The 19,010-nt window shown below is 48.1% G+C and carries 20 protein-coding genes; 2 read left to right on the forward strand and 18 right to left on the reverse strand.

Annotation, left to right across the window (positions count from 1 at the left end):
- Positions 1–3 precede the first annotated feature (3 nt).
- Positions 4–498 carry an NAD(P)H-dependent oxidoreductase subunit E gene (locus Q0Y65_RS02580; RefSeq protein ID WP_297956520.1) on the reverse strand — a complete coding sequence of 165 codons (495 nt, stop codon included), beginning with the start codon at positions 496–498 and terminating at the stop codon, positions 4–6.
- 599 nt (positions 499–1,097) lie between these two features.
- On the opposite strand from Q0Y65_RS02580, the gene Q0Y65_RS02585 reads away from it, so the two are divergent.
- Together Q0Y65_RS02585 and Q0Y65_RS02590 are read left to right on the forward strand one after the other, a co-directional pair.
- Positions 1,098–1,274: a DUF4250 domain-containing protein gene (locus Q0Y65_RS02585; RefSeq protein WP_297956522.1), complete on the forward strand. Its 177-nt coding sequence runs from the start codon at positions 1,098–1,100 to the stop codon at positions 1,272–1,274.
- Between the two features lie 55 nt (positions 1,275–1,329).
- A complete protein-coding gene (locus Q0Y65_RS02590) occupies positions 1,330–3,639 on the forward strand; it encodes a dockerin type I repeat-containing protein (RefSeq protein ID WP_297956525.1) in 2,310 nt (769 codons plus the stop codon).
- A 74-nt stretch (positions 3,640–3,713) separates the two neighbouring features.
- Here the strand turns inward: Q0Y65_RS02590 and Q0Y65_RS02595 are convergent, their stop codons facing one another.
- From Q0Y65_RS02595 to Q0Y65_RS02675, 17 genes are all read right to left on the reverse strand, one after another.
- Positions 3,714–4,283, reverse strand: a complete 570-nt coding sequence (locus Q0Y65_RS02595; protein ID WP_297956528.1) for a manganese efflux pump MntP family protein — start codon at positions 4,281–4,283, stop codon at positions 3,714–3,716.
- A 236-nt stretch (positions 4,284–4,519) separates the two neighbouring features.
- On the reverse strand, positions 4,520–5,020 hold the full coding sequence (locus Q0Y65_RS02600; RefSeq protein ID WP_297956531.1) for a GNAT family N-acetyltransferase: 501 nt from the start codon (positions 5,018–5,020) through the stop codon (positions 4,520–4,522).
- 66 nt (positions 5,021–5,086) lie between these two features.
- On the reverse strand, positions 5,087–5,821 hold the full coding sequence (locus tag Q0Y65_RS02605) for a YebC/PmpR family DNA-binding transcriptional regulator (protein ID WP_297956534.1): 735 nt from the start codon (positions 5,819–5,821) through the stop codon (positions 5,087–5,089).
- A gap of 4 nt (positions 5,822–5,825) precedes the next feature.
- On the reverse strand, positions 5,826–6,248 hold the full coding sequence (locus Q0Y65_RS02610) for a Mini-ribonuclease 3 (protein WP_297956537.1): 423 nt from the start codon (positions 6,246–6,248) through the stop codon (positions 5,826–5,828).
- Position 6,249: 1 nt separating this feature from the next.
- Positions 6,250–7,527 (reverse strand): GTPase ObgE, encoded by a 1,278-nt coding sequence (obgE, locus tag Q0Y65_RS02615; protein ID WP_297956539.1) that lies wholly within the window; start codon positions 7,525–7,527, stop codon positions 6,250–6,252.
- A gap of 67 nt (positions 7,528–7,594) precedes the next feature.
- On the reverse strand, positions 7,595–7,879 hold the full coding sequence (rpmA, locus tag Q0Y65_RS02620) for a 50S ribosomal protein L27 (protein ID WP_028520307.1): 285 nt from the start codon (positions 7,877–7,879) through the stop codon (positions 7,595–7,597).
- Positions 7,880–7,881: 2 nt separating this feature from the next.
- Complete coding sequence (locus Q0Y65_RS02625; protein ID WP_297956542.1) at positions 7,882–8,193, reverse strand: ribosomal-processing cysteine protease Prp; 312 nt, start codon at positions 8,191–8,193, stop codon at positions 7,882–7,884.
- Positions 8,194–8,195: 2 nt separating this feature from the next.
- Positions 8,196–8,507, reverse strand: coding sequence for a 50S ribosomal protein L21 (rplU, locus tag Q0Y65_RS02630; RefSeq protein ID WP_297956545.1), 312 nt, complete (start codon positions 8,505–8,507; stop codon positions 8,196–8,198).
- Between the two features lie 177 nt (positions 8,508–8,684).
- Complete coding sequence (locus Q0Y65_RS02635) at positions 8,685–9,890, reverse strand: DUF6348 family protein (RefSeq protein WP_297956548.1); 1,206 nt, start codon at positions 9,888–9,890, stop codon at positions 8,685–8,687.
- Between the two features lie 46 nt (positions 9,891–9,936).
- Positions 9,937–10,902 carry a 50S ribosomal protein L11 methyltransferase gene (prmA, locus tag Q0Y65_RS02640; protein ID WP_297956552.1) on the reverse strand — a complete coding sequence of 322 codons (966 nt, stop codon included), beginning with the start codon at positions 10,900–10,902 and terminating at the stop codon, positions 9,937–9,939.
- Positions 10,903–10,917: 15 nt separating this feature from the next.
- A complete protein-coding gene (locus Q0Y65_RS02645; protein WP_297956556.1) occupies positions 10,918–12,150 on the reverse strand; it encodes a dockerin type I repeat-containing protein in 1,233 nt (410 codons plus the stop codon).
- 13 nt (positions 12,151–12,163) lie between these two features.
- Positions 12,164–14,461, reverse strand: coding sequence for a transglutaminase domain-containing protein (locus tag Q0Y65_RS02650; protein ID WP_297956559.1), 2,298 nt, complete (start codon positions 14,459–14,461; stop codon positions 12,164–12,166).
- A gap of 3 nt (positions 14,462–14,464) precedes the next feature.
- Entirely contained in the window at positions 14,465–15,637 is a 1,173-nt protein-coding gene (locus Q0Y65_RS02655) for a DUF58 domain-containing protein (RefSeq protein WP_297956562.1), read from the reverse strand.
- A complete protein-coding gene (locus tag Q0Y65_RS02660; protein ID WP_297956565.1) occupies positions 15,634–16,572 on the reverse strand; it encodes a MoxR family ATPase in 939 nt (312 codons plus the stop codon). The genes Q0Y65_RS02655 and Q0Y65_RS02660 overlap by 4 nt, the downstream gene beginning before the upstream one ends.
- Before the next feature lie 216 nt (positions 16,573–16,788).
- Entirely contained in the window at positions 16,789–17,706 is a 918-nt protein-coding gene (gene tsf / locus Q0Y65_RS02665) for a translation elongation factor Ts (protein ID WP_297956567.1), read from the reverse strand.
- 81 nt (positions 17,707–17,787) lie between these two features.
- Positions 17,788–18,549, reverse strand: coding sequence for a 30S ribosomal protein S2 (gene rpsB, locus Q0Y65_RS02670; protein WP_297956569.1), 762 nt, complete (start codon positions 18,547–18,549; stop codon positions 17,788–17,790).
- Between the two features lie 158 nt (positions 18,550–18,707).
- Positions 18,708–19,007, reverse strand: a complete 300-nt coding sequence (locus tag Q0Y65_RS02675; RefSeq protein WP_297956572.1) for a YlmC/YmxH family sporulation protein — start codon at positions 19,005–19,007, stop codon at positions 18,708–18,710.
- Between the last annotated feature and the right edge of the window lie 3 nt (positions 19,008–19,010).

Genomic DNA, 19,010 nt, shown 5'->3' on the forward strand with positions numbered 1-19,010 from the left:
GAATTAAGCGTATTTTTCAATGATCTTGTCAACGTCGTCAACAGTGAGACGTCCGTAAACATCTTCATTTACTGTGAGAACGGGTGCAAGTCCGCAAGCGCCGATGCAGCGGCAGGCATCAAGAGAGAACTTGCCGTCGGGTGTGCACTCGCCACCGCCGATTCCAAGCTTTTCCTGGAGCTTATTGTAGATATCTCCGGAACCCTTTACATAGCAAGCTGTACCGAGACAGACAGATATTGTGTATTCACCCTTGGGATACAGTGAGAACTGAGCGTAGAAGGTAACAACGCCGTAGATCTTCTCAAGAGGGATACCTGTGTTGTCGGAAATGAGCGCCTGAACCTCGATCGGAAGGTAACCGTAGATTTCCTGAGCCTTCTGAAGGATAGGCATAAGTGAACCCTTATCGTTCTTCTTTTCCTCGATGACCTTGAGAAGCTCAGCCTCCTGCTCGGGAGTACCCTTGAAGGGAACAGTTGATTTAGCTGAATTCATTTAATGGACCTCCTTGTATTAGCTGTGAAAAATGTAACAATGTCAGCCATAAAAAATTTATGTGACAAACCACACTCCACATATCTTAAACATTATACCATATTATAAAGAAAATTTCTATCTACAATTTAGCCTAATTCGACTTGATTTTACTGTGCATTTTACACAATAGTGCATATATTACTATTTTCTCACATAGATAACATTTACAAGTGTCAATGTTGGTATCTTGTCTCTATCTTTAGAATTATAATAGGTTTAATATATTATCTGTCAGAGTTTGAATGAAATATTAATTTGCTATAATTAATTCTAATTAAATATTGTTCTGCTCATTGGTATTTCCGCTGTATTTCAAGTATAAGCTGTGCATTTTTTGTGGTATAACTCACAAGGCATATTATCGTAAAAACAGAATACATATTTACCAAAAATTCTCATTTCGGATTTTTTGAAATACATTGACAAAACATATTTATTATTGTATATTATTTTTATAAGTTATAAATATACGCAGAAACACGTTTTCTGCAGGCTGTCGGGATGTCCTGCACTGCGTCCTGCTGCCGCTTACCGCCTGTACGGCAAAAGGAGTCACTATGAATCTGCCAAACGATCCGGTTATCTTACTGAGCTACGTAAATACTCTCCTCCGGGACGAGTATCCGTCCTTAGATGAACTATGCAAAAGTCTATGCGTTGAACAGAGCGAGATCTCCGCAAAACTCGGCGGTATCGGATACTTTTACGATCCGGACACAAATTCATTCAGGTAGTGTCTGACGTACACAGACACCGAGATGATGCCTGCGCATCAGATGGGAGGGCTTTATGAAACCATTATTCAGAACTGTCACCTCGGCAGCAATGGCTGCTGTGATGGCGCTCTGTTCCGTGAATGTCGGCGTTTCTTTCGCCGCGGATACGGAGCAGAAAACAACTTGTATCGTACACTATGATCTCAGCGGCGAGGGACTTGTCATTCCCGATGACGAGGAGGGCAATCCCCAGACTATCGAGGACGTTGAGACAAGACCCAATTCATCCATATTCGTAACAAGGGTGGTCCCCGAAAGAGAGGGCTGTACCTTCAGCTGCTGGACCGTCGATGATCTTTATGCTTACCCCGGCGGAAGCGCTTTTGTGGTAGGCGAGGAAGACGTTACACTTCGCCCCGTATGGGTAGATAATGCAGACCGCGACTTCCACAGATTCATTTTCCGCGTTGAAAAGGACGGAGTTATCGACGAGGAAGCCGAAGAAAAGGTTCCTCCGATAAACGCCAGAAAGGGCAAGTACATCAATATCCCCCTGACTATTTTCCCGCCCGAGGGCTACACTCAGAACGGCTGGACTGACGGCGTTCATGAGTTCCTCCCCGGATCAAGGATCATCATGGGCAGCGAGGAGATCGTTCTCCGCCCCAATCTCAAGAAGATATACAAAATGATCTATACAGTCGGCGACGCCGACAGGATCCTCGGTGCAACATCTCAGATATACGAGCAGCCCGAAACTTATTTCACTAACCTTCAGGACTCTGACCGCTTCTCCAGAATAGGTTTTGAGATCGCAGGCTGGCACTGTCTTGCAGACGACAAGGATTATCCTGTGCTCAGTCCCTTCACTATGCCAAGCTGCGATGCAGTTTTCGAGCCTATCTGGCAGCCTATCAAGTATACTGTATTATTCAGGCCCGGTACTTCCTCAAAGGATAATATAAGGGTTCCCGGCTATACGGATACAGCTATAGTTGCTCCGGAGTGTACAGTCACCAAGGAAGGCTACACCTTCGGCGGCTGGAAGTACGAGGATACCATCGTTCAGCCCGGTGAGGAATACTTTATCAAGGGTGCCGCTCCCGGCCTGGGTATCGCGTTCAACGCTGTATGGATCGAGGGAAGCGAGCCGGAACAGCCCGCAAAGGCATTTGAGATAAGCATCGTTGACAAAGAGACAGGCGCTCCCATAAACGATGTATGGCTCAGCGCAAAGGCAAACCGTGTAAAAAACGGCCAGACTATTACCAGCGAATTTCCTATTGACGGCAAGACTGAGAACCCTAAAAAGGTATACTACAATTCTGAAGACCTTGAATCAGTAACTGTAAATAGTTTTTCAATCGTTGAAAATATATACAACGGCCACGCTTACAAGCTTGATGAAAAGGATATCGTTACAAAGATCGAAAATGGCGTTGCTTACTATACAGTTAAGCTCTCAAAGAAGGTATATCCCGACGACGTAAAGCCTTATTCCTACGTTTTAAAGGCTGTTGACAAGGAAACAGGTGCTCCCGTGAACGATGTGACACTCATCGGCAACTGGAGCATAGAGTACCAGGACGCCGTAACAGGTCCTGTTGCTCTGCTTGATATGTCCGCTGCCAATCCCATGATCATAAGCTATGCCAAGGACAAGGACGCTGTAAAGTGCACATTTGCGATTTCGGGAATCTATGGCGAAAGCAATTATACACTCTCACAAGATGACATAACCTTTGAAGCAGCCGCCGAAGACAATGTAACCAATATCACTGTAAAGCTTGCAAAGAAGGCTGCTCCCGAAATAAAACCCTATTCTTACGTTTTCAAGGTAGTTGACAAGGAAACGGGCGAGCTTGTGAACGATGCGTCTGTAAGCTGCGTTTTAAGAGCAGCAAAGGACGTTGACGGTCATGAAATGACATCGTCTGACCTTATCATGATAGATCCATCAAAGAGCAATCCTTTTGTTTATGATTATTCTCAGTTCAAGGATTTCAAGTCTGTAAGTGTCAGTGATTTCAAGTGCGAAGGTTCGGCATATAGCTTCGATGAAGCTGTTCCCGAAAGCACAGCGGAGAATAATATAACATACTACACCATAAAGGTATCCAGGGGCGATATAGCTTACGGCGACGCTAACTGCGACGGTGTTGTCGAGCTTGCCGACGCTATACTCCTTATGCAGTCCCTTGCCAATCCCAACAAGTACGGCATAGACGGAACAGCCGAGAAGCACCTGACAGCTCAGGGCAAGCTCAACGGCGATGTTGATCCTTCTGTAAAGGGCATCACCACAGGCGACGCTCTTGCAATACAGGAGTATCTCCTCAATAAGACTGAGAAGCTTCCTGTTCCGGTTGCTGAATCAAAATAAAAAAGACTGCCGTAAAAGCAGTCCGTAAAATGTAAGCTGACCGAGGGCATATCCAAAAGCCCTCGGTTTTCTGTTTATATCACGCCCAGTCCTTCAAGCAGCAGCTTAAAGCCGATAAGGACAAGTATTGTTCCGCCTGCGAATTCGGCCTTGCGCTCATATCTGCTGCCGAACTTGTGGCCGATGAATACTCCCGCCAGAGAAAGAGCGAAGGTGATAATTCCTATCATAGACACCGAGAATAATAGATTGGTCTTTTCGGCCGCGAAAACTATACCTACTGCAAGAGCGTCAATGCTTGTGGCTATGGCAAGAATGAACAGCTCCTTCAGATCAAGTCTGTATTCCTTGTCGTCATCTTCCTCATCGCCGCCTTTAACTGCCTCCAGTATCATCTTTCCGCCGATAAAGGCCAGCAGTCCGAAGGATATCCAGTGACTGCATGAGCTTATGATCTTTTCAAAGCGGCTTCCGAGAAAATAGCCTATCACAGGCATCAGGCCCTGAAAAACGCCGAAAAACAGCGCTGTGATAATTCCTCCCTTAACATTGAGCTTTTTCATGCTCAGTCCCTTACAGACCGCAACGGAAAAGGCGTCCATCGCCAGCCCCACGGATAACAGGATCAGCTCTGCCAGACTCATAACATATACATCCTCTCAAAAAAAAATTCGGGCACCCTCGTACCCGAACCATACTCAGGTACGACGAAAAAGCCGTACATGAGTCTCATTATTCAAGGCAAAACCGGGCGCCGAAAAGCGCCAGTATGTCGGCTTGCCGCACACAATCGTGTGTTAACTACTCCCTCACATAACATAGCTTATTATATATTATATAAGAGACAAAGTCAATATATTTCTGTTTGTACTGCATAACATCAAACATCACGGCTTAATATGTAATCGTCCATGACATATCCGCCGCCGATATCCGTAACTGCTTCGTCGATCACAGTGAAGCCTGCGTTCTTATATACTGCTATGGCGTGGTCGTTATGCTTGTTTACCGTAAGATACACCGATGTCTTTCCGCAGTCACGCGCTTCAGCGTAAACTCTGCCCAGCATTTCCGATGCTATTCCTCTCCCCCGCTTGTCATGGCGGAGATAGAGCTTGCTGAGGAAGAAACGGTTATCCTTTTCGGGTCTGACTCCGATATATCCGCAGAGCTCCCCATCATCACGGACAGAAAAGTAACTGTAATCCTGATCTATGATCTGCTTTGTCATAGCCTTGTATGACTGGAATTTCTCCACCATATAGTCTATCTGCCCTTCGCTTATGATATCCGGGAAGCACTCATGCCATATGACGTCCGCCAGCGCGGCGATCTCCCTGAGCTCTGTGTCGCTGCCTGCTTTATTTATGGTCATGGCCATATTTTTTCTCCTTATAAAAAATGAAGAATAAAGAGCTCCTCTCCATTCTTCATTTTTCTGTCAGTATTATTCCTCTTCGGGCATCTCCCAGTTGTGGTAAACGTTCTGAACGTCGTCGTTTTCCTCAAGGTGCTCAAGGAGGAGGTTCATCTTCTTGATGTGATCCTCATCGGTGAGAGTAGTGTAGTTTGCAGGGATCATTTCAGCCTCTGCTGAAAGAACATTGTAGCCCTTTGCAGTAAGAGCCTCACGAACTTCGCCTACATTCTCGGGAGCGCACTCGATCTCAACAGTCTCCTCGTTGATATCGAAATCGTCTCCGCCGCACTCGAATACATCGTCCATAACCTTGTCCTCGTCGAGGCCTGTGTTCTCAAGGATAACTATACCCTTGTTGGTGAACATGAACGATACACAGCCGATAGTTCCCAGGTTGCCGCCGAACTTGTCAAAATAGTGACGGACCTCGCCTGCTGTACGGTTTCTGTTGTCTGTAAGGCACTCTACGATAACGGCAACACCGTTGGGGCCGTATCCCTCGTATGTGATATTCTCATAGTTGTTCTTGTCGCCGTCGCCAGCTGCCTTCTTGATGATACGCTCGATATTGTCGTTAGGCACGTTGTTTGACTTTGCCTTGGCAATAAGATCACGAAGCTTTGCGTTGTTATTGGGGTCGGGACCGCCTTCCTTAACTACAACGGTGATCTCACGTCCGATCTTTGTGAAGATCTTGCCCTTTGCGGCATCAGTAGCTTCCTTCTTACGCTTGATATTATTCCATTTTGAATGACCTGACATAGTTTTACACTCCTATCTGTTCATTATTATTGATATCTGAATTTATGATAATTTCAAACAGCTCGTATATACGCTCGTTGCTGCCTGTCAGATAAAGATATCCGAAAAGGCACTCCAGAGCTGTGGCACGGCGGTACTCCGCTGCGTCTGCGTGTTTCGGAACAGTATTGCCCGTAGCATTGCGGCCCCTTTTCAGGACGGCAAGCTCATGCTCCGAAAGCTGCTCTGCAACGACATCGTATGCCTTTGACTGGAATTCTGCGCAGACAAGTCTTATCTTCGCGGAATGGAGCTTCGCAACAGGCATATTCGCCATGCGCAGAAGGTGCTCCCTTATCAGCGTATCATAGACGCTGTCCCCCAGAAAGGCCAGTGTCAGCGGGCTGTATGAATTTGCTTCACGCTCGGTCAGTTTATCTCTGCTCATATCAGTTTATATAGTCGAACTCGAAGCCCTCAAGGCTTACGGTGTCGCCCTCCTGTATGCCCATTTCCTCAAGCTTGGCAATAATGCCGCTGTTGATGAGGACACGCTGGAAATACTGAAGCGATGAGTAGTCATCGGGATCAACGGTACGCATGATGGGCTGTATCCACGGAGCCTCAACATAGTATACATCGTCCTCCACGGTGACATCGAACTTCTTGTCGACGCCCAGCATCTCGTCGAGCTCCTCCTTGGGTATGGGCTCTGCCTCGAACTCTCTTATGGGAGGAAGTGTATCAAGCACCTCCGAGACCTTGTTGATAAGCTCTGCCGTTCCCTGAGTGGTGGCAGCTGATATGCAGAAGAATGGTATATTCTTGTCTTCTATATATTTGCGGAACTTCTCGATCTGTTCCTCAGTCGCCATGTCGGACTTGTTGGCCGCAACGATCTGGGGACGCTCCGCAAGCTCCTCGTTGAACTTTGCAAGCTCCGCATTGATGACCTCGAAATCCTCGCAGGGATCTCTGCCTTCAATGCCTGAAACATCGACAACATGGACAATAAGGCGGCATCTCTCGACGTGTCTCAGGAACTCGTGTCCAAGTCCCACACCGTCGCCTGCCCCCTCGATGAGTCCGGGGATATCCGCCATTACGAATGATTTTTCATCATCTACCCTGACAACTCCGAGAACAGGAGTAAGGGTAGTAAAATGGTAATTTGCTATCTTGGGCTTTGCTGCACTCACGACTGATATGAGTGTGGATTTTCCCACATTGGGATAGCCCACAAGTCCCACATCGGCAAGGAGCTTCAGTTCGAGAGTGACCTCAAACTCCTCTCCGGGATAGCCGGGCTTTGCAAACTTGGGGATCTGACGGGTAGATGTGGCAAAATGAACATTGCCCTTGCCGCCGTTACCGCCCTTTGCAAGCACCTTGGGCTCGTCAGTCGACATATCAGCCATTATCCTGCCGCTCTTTGCGTCGCGGATAACAGTACCTCTCGGCACTTTTATTATAAGTGGCTGAGCGCTTTTGCCCGTACAGTTTCTGCCGCTGCCGTTCTCGCCGCGGTCAGCAACATATTTTCTCTTATATCTGAAGTCTATGAGGGTCGAAAAATTATCATCGACCTGAAAGACAACATCTCCGCCGCGTCCTCCGTCGCCGCCGTCGGGACCTCCCGCCGCTACATATTTCTCACGGTGAAAGGACACTGCTCCGTCGCCGCCGTCACCTGCTTTGATCTTTATTCTCGCCTGATCAACGAACATTTCCGACCTCCGTTTCTAAAGAAAAATCCCAAGCAAATGCTCGGGATTTATTGTCACGTTATGGCTGTTACTGCTCAATCTCGTAAACAGAAACCTTCTTACGGTCACGGCCGAAACGCTCAAACTTTACCTTACCGCTTACTGTAGCGAATAATGTATCATCTGAACCGATACCAACGCCGTTACCGGGATGGATATGTGTACCTCTCTGACGAACGAGAATGTTGCCTGCCTTAACGAACTGACCGTCAGCTCTCTTGACGCCGAGTCTCTTAGCCTCTGAGTCACGTCCGTTCTTTGTGGAACCAACACCCTTCTTATGAGCGAAGAACTGCATACTGATCTTTAACATACTTACACCTCCGAAATAATGATTTTGATCGTGTTCGGGAACTCTTCCAGTATAGCCTCAAAATGCTGCTTTAAAACATTCAGCAGACGCGGCGGCATCTCTCCGCCGTCCTCGCAGACACATTCGATGACATTGTCCCCCACTTTTACGCGCGGAGCAAGTCCGAATTCCTCGAGGATATTTGCAGTAAGCTGTACAGCCGAGGAAACAGCCGCACAGGCGACGTCCTCTCCGGCCTCGGCATAACCCGAATGGCCGCTGAATCTAAAGCCTGTCAGAAGTCCCTGTTTTTCATAAAATTCTGCGCGGATCATGATCAAGCCTTGATAGCTTCGATCTGCACCTGAGTGTAAGGCTGTCTGTGTCCCTGCTTTCTCTTCTCACCCTTCTTGGGCTTGTAGGTGAAAACAGTGATTTTCTTAGCCTTGCCGTTCTTCAGAACCTTAGCGCTTACAGCTGCACCGTCAACATAGGGTGTACCGATCTTGAGTCCATCGTCTGCTCCGAGAGCAACTACCTTGTCAAAAGTAACTGTCTCATCAGCCTCTGCTGCCAGCTTCTCGATGAAGATGATATCTCCCTCATTTACCTGATACTGCTTTCCGCCGGTTTCAATAACTGCGTACATATTGTGGCACCTGCCTTTTCAATAAACTCGCTGTTACAGGCGTGTGAAGGCACAACTTTAAAGCCTGTTTACAAGCGGCAATAATATTTTATCACAAACATCAGCCTTTGTCAAGCATTTTTTGCAATATTCCGAAAAAACTTCCCCTGCACAGACAGAGGAAGTTTTATATATGTTTTACCAGACTCTGTATCCCTCGTGGCCGATCTTGTAAGATGTACCGGGTACATAGAGATCGTCGGGCTTGAGCTCCTTATCGTTTTCCTTGGCAGTTTCAAGAGCCTTTCTAAGCTCTCTGAACGCTACGCTGTTGGTAACGATGCGTGAAACGTCCTCCTGTGAGGGCTTTGTGCTCAGGTACTCGAGAACAGCCTGCTGAAGGTAGAAATATGAGCGGAGCTGTGTTTTCTTGAACTCTATGCTCTGCTGCTCGTCGCCTTCTCCCTCCAGGAGGAAGAGGCTGTCTCCCTCGCGGTAGCCGAGAGTGAGCTTTGCGAAGATCTCGGGGATAAACACCCTGATCTCTGCTGCAAGATTCTTGTCGCCGCCTGTAAGCTCCTCAAGCTTCTTGGACATTTCAATGTATTCCTCTTTGGATCTGATGGCAACCATAGAAGTGATGGTCTCCTTTGCAGCTGACATTACAAGCTCCTTGTCGAAGGGGCACTGATCCTCTTCACGCTGAACAAAGATAGCGTACTGCTTCTCGGAAACGAAAGTATCGTCAGCGCTCATCTCTTTCTCAACGTATTCCTTGAAATACTTGGGAAGCTCTACCAGTACGGAGCCGTTCAGGCGTACCTCTATGATCTGCTTCTCCTTATACTTTGCAAGGTATATCCTCAGCCAGTAATACTTCTTGGAGCCGAGATACTTGGGTATCTCCTGACCGATGAAGTTCACCAGCATGGTGGGCTGCTTGTCCTTTACGCCTATCCTTACAACGGACTGGCAGTACATATCGAAATCATAGTGCTGTCTCAGGAAGTCCACAGAGATATGCTGAGGGTTCTTCTTGGTCATGCTCTGATCGAGGGGGTGCCATACTCCGCCGTTGAAAATATCAACAGCCATCTTTGCAGCCTCCTCCTCGGATCTGCCCTGTGCGTCAACAGGCTCTATGAGAGGCTCGTCGAAATCATCATGTCTTACGATGAATATTATCTGAAGTACCTTGATATCATCAGCGTCCTCCAGTCTGCCCACCTGCACGTCGATGGTAAAGCCGTGGGGCATAATAACGCAGTCATCATAAAGTGTGCCGTTGAGCTTTGCATTCAGCTCGTCAAGCACCATTTTCTTCATCCCGTCCTTGGGATCTGCTGCTGCCGCAGCTGCTGCCGCTTCTTCCTTCTGATTGTTCTTCTTCTTGAAAAGTCCCATTTTCTATTCTCCTTATGAATAATATAAATATATGCTTAGCATAATATTAAACTGTGAATTTGACTGCTGCCCAGCCCTCGCGGATCTCGGGCTCGGGGTCTGTGAAGCCTACGGACTTCAGAGCGTCAATGACCTCGTCCATACGCTCCTCTATGATACCGGAAACTATAAGGATACCGCCTTTTTTAAGGTATCTAAGGAAGCTTTCCTTCATGGCGATGAGTACATCTGCAACGATGTTTGCCGCTATGATATCATACTTATCGTCGATCTCGTCGGCAAGCTTCTCGTCAGTGAGGATATTGCCGAAGTAGGTCCTGTACTTCTCCACGGGAATATTGTTCTTGACGGCGTTCTCCAGAGCGGTTGCCGCCGCGTTCTCCTCAATATCCACCGCAACGGCGCTTCCTGCGCCCAGCAGCATTGCTCCTATGGAGAGTATACCGCTTCCGCAGCCCATATCAAGGAGCTTGTCTCCCTTATTGAGGTACTTCTCCAGCACTTCCAGACAGAGTCTTGTGGTGTGATGCTTGCCTGTTCCGAAGCTGGACGCAGGATCTATCTCAAGGATGATCCTTCCGTCGCTGTTGTCGTACTCCTCCCATGAGGGCTTGATGACCAGCTTCTCCCCCACCTTGAAGGGCTTGAAATACTGCTTCCAGTTATTTGCCCAGTCCTCCTCGCGGATACTTGTCATCTCTGCTTCAAGCCTGCCGTAAAGGCCGTCCTTGTCAGCCGCCTTCATTTCGGAAAGCATGGATTTTATGGCAATGAGCATCTCTGCGCCCTGTCCGTTTGAGGGTATATATACCGTGATACAGGTCTCGCACTCGGAAAGTCCCAGAAGATCCTCGTCAATGTAGTCCCACTGACCGTTCTTGTTTTCAAGGAACTCCTTGAAATCCTCGGGATCCTTTATGGAAAAGCCCTTAATGCCTATATCCGTCAGCTTAGAGCAGAGAAGCTCAATTCCTTCGGTTGTTGTGTAGATGTTGACTTCTGTCCATTCCATCAGTAAAAGTTCTCCTTAATTGCAGATGCGCATGAGATACATGAGCACATCAGTATTGTCTATATTACCGTCGCCGCTAATATCCGCCGCGGCAACCTCCGATTTGGTAAGCACGGAAACGCCTTCGGGAAGCCTTGAACGGCTTATTATATATTCGTTTATCAGAGCAAGATCGTATGTATCGAAAGCACCGTCATTGTTGATATCTCCCACCACAAGCTTCTTTGAAGCGCCTGCGTATTCAAGCTCGGACAGCCTTACGCGGCACTTCCTGCCGTCTATCATTATCTGTCCCATATCGCCGCTTACGCCGATAACATCAACTATATTGCCTTTCTCAAGCACAGCCGCAGCTGTCTTGCTGTCGTCCTCGGCAAATACCTTGACGGTACTGCTGTCGGGACAGTAATACTCGCCCTTGCAGTATGTCACTGTCACAGTTGTAGAAGCAGGAGCATTCTTTGCAGTCGATGCCGCTGCCTTTGTTGTTGAAGCAGCCTTCGCAGTGGTAGTGACTGTTGTGGTTGTAGTTGTTGTGGTTGTAGTTGTTGTGGTTGTAGTTGTTGTAGATGTGGTAGTGGTCGTTGTTGAAGTTGTGGTAGTAGTTGTTGTAGTGACTTCAGCTCCGAGAGGCGTGAAGCCGCTGTAGGGATTCTTGCCTTTAAGTAGCTGATACACAGTGATATTAGCGTTGTTGTAGGCCTTGAACATGAGTATATCGTCCTTGGCCGGATCAGCCATATATACGTCATTGCCTATGACGCCGTCAACGTATACCCAGTGACCGCCCACGTTGCATATCACATATGAGCCCTTGTCAAGTGCCGCCTTTATCTCGGCGGCCTTGCCCTTCTGGTCAGATGATTTGAAATTGAGGTTTGCAGAAGAAATGCTTATCTCATTGACTACCTTGTTTACAGACGCCCATGAGCTGAGTCCGCCCGACGAGTTGAAGGCTCCGATACTATTGAGCTGCTTCGCAAACACTCCGGGATCGAATTTGTCTGTAGTTCTTGCGCCGGAAGCTACCGCTACCATCGCTATGGAAGTGATGTAGCAGCCCGATCGGCGCACGGTTGAGCCGCCAATGGCTGTGTTTCCCCAGCGGCTGTCCATCTGCCTCCAGAGGCGGAAATCCTCGGCAGCATTAGCCGTCTGAGCTGGTCTGTACGCTCCCGCCAGCACTCCGAAAACAATCAGGAATGTCAGCAGGAGCCGAATTATTCCGTTTTCTTTTGCAGTTCGCATAATTAACCTCCATTCAGTTTTGTCGGTTTGTTATGCCCCTTCTTTTTCTGGATTCCCCCAGTGCCTTATAAGCTGTTATATAGTCGCTCAGAGCACTGTTTTTCTCACTCTCACCGAGTTCCTCCTCACCGTAAACGACTCTGTCGAAAAGCACGGCTGTTTCTGATATGTCGATACCCGTCTTTTCCCGTACAAGCACGGCCGCCTCCGCTGAGGTGTTAACATCTTCTATATCATATAGCTTGCATATTCTATGCATCGCGTTCCTTACCACATATCCTGCGTCCTTTCTCGCAGCCCTGCGTACAAAGAGCTTATGCGAAACGACAGGATACAGCAATGAGCCCAAAAGAACCAGTAATGCTCCCGCAAGGATCATAAGTCCTGCCCGTGAAAGCATATTGGTAGCAGTCATGTTACCTCTGTTCACGACCTCGTCTGTAATGGTAGGCTCAAAATCCATCCAGCCGTAGCCCTTGATATAGAGCTGCGGGAAACCGTGAGCTTCCTTGGTAGTAACAATATAATTGGTATTATCATTAATTATACCGTCGACCTTGTTGTTCATGTTGTAGCCTTCGCAGTATCTTGCGGGGATACCTGCGGCTCTTGCAAGAAGCACCATAGCCGTAGCATATTCATAGCAGACTCCTCTTTTTGTCTCAAAGATGAAGTCCTCTGCGTTTTCGCCCTTGTCTTTTCTGTAGCCAAGGTCATAGGTGTAATCGTTGTTGTAGAAATACTTCTCGAGTATCCTTGCCTTTTCGTAATCAGAATCAGCATTCTCTGTGAGCTTATCGGCCAGCTTCTTGATCCGCCTGTTATTGCCGTAGTCAAGGAGCACGTCCTCATAATCATCATAGTATTTGTAATCTACCCTGAGATACTCGTAAGCTGCATCGTTGCTGTCATAGGAGCCGTTCCAGTAGAGAACGCTCTCGGTATCCTCCAGAAGCTGCTTGTAATCATACTTTGAAAGCTTTTCCACGAACTCCCTGTTCCTTCTGCTGTCAAAGAATGTATCGGCACTGTACTCAAAGGAAAATCGCTCGCTGCTGCTGAAATCGGAGCCTATGGAGCATACTGTTCCGCCAGAAAGCCTTGACATCTGCCCTATTTTGGTACATTGTGTCATTGTCACGGCATTCTGCGGTACTGGCGCCATGTCATAGGCTTCGCTCAGGCCGCTGGCACCGATGACCGTATAGATAGTGACCGTACGGAGCTCGGGCTCGGCAAGTCCCTCCTCAAGATACTCTGTAAGACCGTATTTCTCGGCATAATCCTCATCCAAAGAGGCCGCCTTGAGAAATGCGTCCGCAAGTCCCATGGGAGAGCCGATATTGAGAGGCGCCTTGTCCACCTTCTGTCCGTAATACAGGTCAATATCGTTTGTTGACCATGTGTCCTCATCGAAATCATAGGTGGAATACGATGACATTTTCAGGTGAAGATCGTCCTTAGAGTTTGCCTCATACAGATTGATAGTCCTGATATCACCGCTGAAGCGCTGTCCGCCCGTAGTGTTACGGAATACGTTCAGCATATCGTTGAGCTTCTCCGTAAGGGTATCGGCGCTGATCATGGTCTCAAGGGTAGTTCTGTCCGCCTCGATGACGGGCTTTGGGAAAAGTGCGGCAACTGCTGCAAATATGACAGCGTAGACCGCAATGGGCTTCCACGACCTTCTGCGTCCGATGAACTCGCTGTTCTCGCTGTCCGTAAGCTGTCGATAATACACCATCAGCAGGATGTACCCTACTGCAAGCAGTATTATCAGCAGAGTAGGCATCTTCTCGTATTCCTTACCATATATCACGAAAGGGATGATGAAGATGAGAAAGTTCATGAATATCCTGTACCTCACCCTTGTGAAGTAATAGATGACCGAGGCCATGAATATCAGGAAAAGCAGGAAAAACGCCACTGCGAACCAGAAATTGTATTCCAGCGAATCCTGAGGCGTCAGGAACCACAGCATCCATGTGATAGGATAGTTTTCCTGACCTATATTAAGTGAGATCCGCACGGCAAGGCCGAATGCTCCCACCGTGGCGGCATATGCGAAAAAGCCCGTGAAATGGTGCTTCTGCATAAAATCAAAGACCCTGAAAAGCAGCCAGCTGACAACAAGAGTCACCGCTCCGAAGCCTGCTGCAAAGAGATATCCCTGTTCGTCCTCCTTGTCCCTGTTGCGGAAGTGGAACATCAGCGATACCATTATCAGCACTGTATACCACAGTACAGGGTCGGTAAAGGTCCTCAGCAGGAAGCTTTTCAGACTTAATCGTTCTTTATTGGTTTCTTTCATTATTTATACCGGTTTGAAATTATTATCCTCATCAAGATACCACATTTGCAGCGAAGTCGAATTGGGCGTTGAGGGAGAAAGTCCGAGGATACTTACGTTATCTGGGCTTTCAATGTGCTGCGTTATCGCTCCGAAGTCGCCCGAGGCGTCGGTGGTGGCGATTATGCAGGCGCACATCTGACTGCCGCTCTGGGATATATCTGTTCTTCTGGCGGGCACTACCTTTGCGGCAAGCACCTTCAGCAGAAGCTGATCGGGATAATCGGGATTATCCACGCTCTCGCTGACAGTCTCGCCGGAGCTTGTACGATATATGAAGGTACAGGCTATGCCCTGCTTTACAAGAAGGTCAAGCAGACCGAATACCGATCGGATAAGCTTTTCCTCACCCATTACCGCCATTTCAGCAGGAACTTCCGCTCTTCTGTACAGGTCGAGGACCAGCACAGGCTGAACAGAGGCTACCGCCTCATCAAGACGCACCATCAGCTTGCCCTTTTTCGACGAGAGCTTCCAGTTGATACGCTTCAGGGGATCGCCCTGTTCGTATTCTCTGTGCTCATATCCGGGAGAGGTGTTTGCCGAGAACATCATGGCTGTATCGTTCTCCTCGTCCTGATCCGTAGTAAGCACTACGTCGGCGATGGAACGGAAAAGCTGTGATGATGCCTTTATATCGGGGATCTGAGGTATAACGCCCACAGATACAGGCTGCGGCAGCGGAGTCTTTACGGGGAACTTCAGAAATCCCAGAAATCCGCAGGAATACACTGCCTTTATACCCACCTCGCCGTTTCCGCCTGTCAGAGCGTCAAAATCAACGGTAAAGCTCTTTTTCTTCTCATTCAGCATCGTAAGCTTGCGTGATCTTATCTTCCGGTCGAATATCTCCGTAGCATACGGAACTATCTCCACTATAGAAGTAGGAAGGGAGCCTGACTTATTCACCGTGATCTTAACGGTAAGCTTGCTTCCCTTCGGCACATAAGCATCACAGGTAAAGCTTACCTTCACCTTTTTCCGCCCATACAGCACGAAAAACAGTGATACCAGCGGTGCGAACATCACAAACGCAAGGAGGATTATTCCCATTTCGCCGTCTACATAAAAGGTGAATATATAGACGAGGAATGCCACCGCAAGAACACTGACGATGCTTTTGATGTACTTGCTCATCTGTTCATTGCGGGGACCTGACAGGTCCTGAGAACATTTTCTATATAGGCCTCTCCTGTTCCGAAGGCGGTCTTGCCCTGAGGAGAGAGGATTATTCTGTGTGCAAGCACGGAAACTGCTGTATTCTTGACATCATCGGGAGTTACATACTCTCTGTCATAGATGTAGGCATAGGCCTTTGCAGCCTTGAAGAGCGCTATGCTTCCGCGGGGACTTATACCAAGTATGGTATTTCTGTCCTGACGAGTGGAGCCAACGATATTAACGATGTAGGCCTTTACCTCATCGGTGACTCTCACGCCCTTGACGTCCTCCTGCATCTGAGCAACATCGTCAACGTGCATAACAGGCTCGGTTATATTAACAATAGGGTTATGGCTCTCAGTCCTCTCCAGTATCCTCAGTTCCTCCTCGGGTGTGGGATAACCCATGGACAGCTTCATGAAAAATCTGTCCATCTGAGCCTCGGGGAGATGGAAGGTACCGTATGTTTCAACGGGATTCTGTGTAGCCATTACCAGAAAAGGTCTCGGCAGCTTGTGGGTAACTCCGTCAAGGCTTATCTGACGCTCCTCCATAGCCTCAAGGAGGGCGGACTGTACCTTCGGCGAAGCACGGTTTATCTCATCGGCAAGGAGAAAATTGCACATTACCGCGCCGTCGCGGTAAACAAATTCTCCTTTGACGGAATCAAGCATTGTAAAACCTGCGATATCCGACGGCATAACATCGGGAGTAAGCTGTATACGGTTGAACTTACCGCCTATTGAGCGTGAAAGCGCAGTTATCAGCTGCGTCTTGCCTACGCCGGGGACGTCCTCCAGGAGAACGTGTCCCTCGCAGAGAAGTGCGGCGATGAGCTTTATGACCGTATCGTTCTTTCCGACGATAACTCTGCCGACAGAATCAGCAAGTCTGCTTATATTTGAGTTCATATATCAATACCTCTTTATTCTGAGTATATTATCCAATTAAAACTATTATATCATATTTTGTCAATTACTTCAAGGGAAAACCCTACGAAAAAAAGCCTGTATTATTGTAACATCTGACAACAACACAGGCTCATGACTGTGGAAAAATTGTATAATAATATTCAAACAAATAAAAAACGGCAGCGATCTGCATCGCTGCCGCCTGATATAGTCTGATTACTTGATCATCTTAGCGATCTCGTCAGCAAGGTTGTCTTCCTTCTTCTCAACACCCTCGCCGCGCTCGTAACGAACTACGTCTGTTACCTTGATAGAACCGCCCAGCTTCTTAGCCTCAGCGTCAACGTAACCCTGAACGCTCATCTTGTCGTCCTTAACGAATGCCTGCTCAAGGAGGCAGTTCTCGCTGTAATACTTGCCTACCTTGCCCTCAACGATCTTAACGCGAACCTGCTCGGGCTTTGAAGCCATCTTGGGATCCTCAGCCATCTGAGCAAGCATGATCTTCTTCTCGTTCTCGATAACCTCAGCAGGAACGTCCTCTCTTCTTACATAGGGAGCGTTAAGTGCAGCGGACTGCATAGCTACGTCCTTACCGATAGAAGCTACCTGATCAGCAGCAAGATCTGTATCCATCTTTACGAGAACGCCGATGCTGCCGCCATTGTGGATATAGGAAGCAAGCTTGCCCTCGAGTCTTACGAAACGACGGATAACGATGTTCTCACGGATCTTCATGCCTGCGAGCTCTGTAAGAACCTCGCCTACTGTATTGCTGCCGCCGCTGATCTGCATCTCCTTGAGAGCCTCAACGTCAGCAGGATTCTTTTCGATGATCGTATTTGCTACGTTAGCAACGAAGTTTCTGATATCGTCTGTGTTAGCAGCGAAGTCAGTCTCAGTGTTTACTTCGAGGAGAACGCCAACCTCGCCGTTTACAACAGCTGTAACTACGCCCTCGGCAGCAGCTCTGCCGCTCTTCTTAGCCTGTGTAGCGAGACCTTTTTCTCTGAGGAACTCGATAGCCTTGTCCATATCGCCATCGTTCTCTTCGAGAGCCTTCTTACAGTCCATCATACCAACGCCTGTGGACTTCATGAGTTCTTTAATTTCTGCAACGGAAACCTTTCCCATTGTGATTACCTCCTATTTATTATTATATCCGCAAAAACCCGAAGTGTTAGTTCGGGTTTTTGATTGTTCCATTGTTAATGATTATTCAGCGTCAGCCTCAGCTGTCTCCTCAGCAGCTTCCTCTGCGGGAGCCTCCTGAGCCTCGGCAGCAGCTGTGTCATCGCCCTGTCTGCCTTCGATAACAGCGTTAGCGATAGTGCCGGCGATGAGCTTTACAGCTCTGATAGCGTCGTCGTTGCCGGGGATAACGTAATCAACCTCATCGGGATCGCAGTTTGTATCAACGATAGCAACGATGGGGATGTTGAGCTTCTTAGCCTCAGCTACAGCGATCTTTTCCTTGCGGGGGTCTACGATGAAGAGTGCTGCGGGGAGCTTCTTCATTGTCTTGATACCGCCGAGGAACTTCTCGAGCTTCTCTATCTCAAGGTTGAGCTTAACAACTTCCTTCTTGGGGAGAAGAGCGAATGTGCCGTCCTCTTCCATAGCGTGGAGCTGCTCAAGTCTCTTGATTCTTGTCTGGATTGTCTTGAAGTTTGTGAGCATACCGCCCAGCCATCTTGCATTTACGAAGTGAGCGCCTGCTCTTGTAGCCTCTTCCTTAACGGAATCGCCTGCCTGCTTCTTTGTACCTACGAAAAGTACCTCGCCGCCCTGTGAAGCGATGTCGCGAACGAACATATAAGCTTCCTCAAGCTTCTTTACGGTCTTCTGAAGGTCGATGATGTAAATGCCGTTTCTCTCTGTGAAAATGTACGGTGCCATTTTCGGGTTCCATCTTCTCGTCTGGTGTCCGAAGTGAACGCCTGCTTCAAGAAGCTGCTTCATTGATACTACTCCCATGGTGTAGTCCTCCTTAAAATTGGTTATATTAATCCTCCGCCCGACTTAACTCGGCAGCAACACAGACATCTGCGCACCAACCGCCGAAAGAACAGGCGTGCGAATTGCCTTAATATTATATCATTTTCCACACTTTTTTTCAAGCCTTTTCGCGATATCTATTTCAACAAACTTGAAAGCGGATTTCTATCTTTTTTTGTAAACTTCGTCCCGGAAGCGGTCTCCGAACGCTCCACAAGGATAACATCGTCGCCGACCACCCTTATCTGATCGCAGGTGAGAACAGTATCCTCGATCCTGCCAAGCAGGCCGAAAAGCCTTGCTCCGCCGAATATCACAAGGGAACGCACTCTGCCGCTGATGATATCCAGCTGTATATCGTCTATATAGCCCAGCCGCTCGCCGGAGGTCATATCTATGACTTCCTTCCTGCACAGTTCATCAAAGCAAAGCTCCACTGA

Source organism: uncultured Ruminococcus sp., assembly GCF_947301925.1.
Classification (GTDB): domain Bacteria; phylum Bacillota; class Clostridia; order Oscillospirales; family Ruminococcaceae; genus Ruminococcus.

Coding starts and splice junctions, on each gene's coding strand:
- Q0Y65_RS02580 (WP_297956520.1), bottom strand. CDS start 498: ATGAATTCAGCTAAATCAACTGTTCCCTTCAAGGGTACTCCCGAGCAG.
- Q0Y65_RS02585 (WP_297956522.1), top strand. CDS start 1,098: ATGAATCTGCCAAACGATCCGGTTATCTTACTGAGCTACGTAAATACT.
- Q0Y65_RS02590 (WP_297956525.1), top strand. CDS start 1,330: ATGAAACCATTATTCAGAACTGTCACCTCGGCAGCAATGGCTGCTGTG.
- Q0Y65_RS02595 (WP_297956528.1), bottom strand. CDS start 4,283: ATGAGTCTGGCAGAGCTGATCCTGTTATCCGTGGGGCTGGCGATGGAC.
- Q0Y65_RS02600 (WP_297956531.1), bottom strand. CDS start 5,020: ATGGCCATGACCATAAATAAAGCAGGCAGCGACACAGAGCTCAGGGAG.
- Q0Y65_RS02605 (WP_297956534.1), bottom strand. CDS start 5,821: ATGTCAGGTCATTCAAAATGGAATAATATCAAGCGTAAGAAGGAAGCT.
- Q0Y65_RS02610 (WP_297956537.1), bottom strand. CDS start 6,248: ATGAGCAGAGATAAACTGACCGAGCGTGAAGCAAATTCATACAGCCCG.
- obgE (WP_297956539.1), bottom strand. CDS start 7,527: ATGTTCGTTGATCAGGCGAGAATAAAGATCAAAGCAGGTGACGGCGGC.
- rpmA (WP_028520307.1), bottom strand. CDS start 7,879: ATGTTAAAGATCAGTATGCAGTTCTTCGCTCATAAGAAGGGTGTTGGT.
- Q0Y65_RS02625 (WP_297956542.1), bottom strand. CDS start 8,193: ATGATCCGCGCAGAATTTTATGAAAAACAGGGACTTCTGACAGGCTTT.
- rplU (WP_297956545.1), bottom strand. CDS start 8,507: ATGTACGCAGTTATTGAAACCGGCGGAAAGCAGTATCAGGTAAATGAG.
- Q0Y65_RS02635 (WP_297956548.1), bottom strand. CDS start 9,890: ATGGGACTTTTCAAGAAGAAGAACAATCAGAAGGAAGAAGCGGCAGCA.
- prmA (WP_297956552.1), bottom strand. CDS start 10,902: ATGGAATGGACAGAAGTCAACATCTACACAACAACCGAAGGAATTGAG.
- Q0Y65_RS02645 (WP_297956556.1), bottom strand. CDS start 12,150: ATGCGAACTGCAAAAGAAAACGGAATAATTCGGCTCCTGCTGACATTC.
- Q0Y65_RS02650 (WP_297956559.1), bottom strand. CDS start 14,461: ATGAAAGAAACCAATAAAGAACGATTAAGTCTGAAAAGCTTCCTGCTG.
- Q0Y65_RS02655 (WP_297956562.1), bottom strand. CDS start 15,637: ATGAGCAAGTACATCAAAAGCATCGTCAGTGTTCTTGCGGTGGCATTC.
- Q0Y65_RS02660 (WP_297956565.1), bottom strand. CDS start 16,572: ATGAACTCAAATATAAGCAGACTTGCTGATTCTGTCGGCAGAGTTATC.
- tsf (WP_297956567.1), bottom strand. CDS start 17,706: ATGGGAAAGGTTTCCGTTGCAGAAATTAAAGAACTCATGAAGTCCACA.
- rpsB (WP_297956569.1), bottom strand. CDS start 18,549: ATGGGAGTAGTATCAATGAAGCAGCTTCTTGAAGCAGGCGTTCACTTC.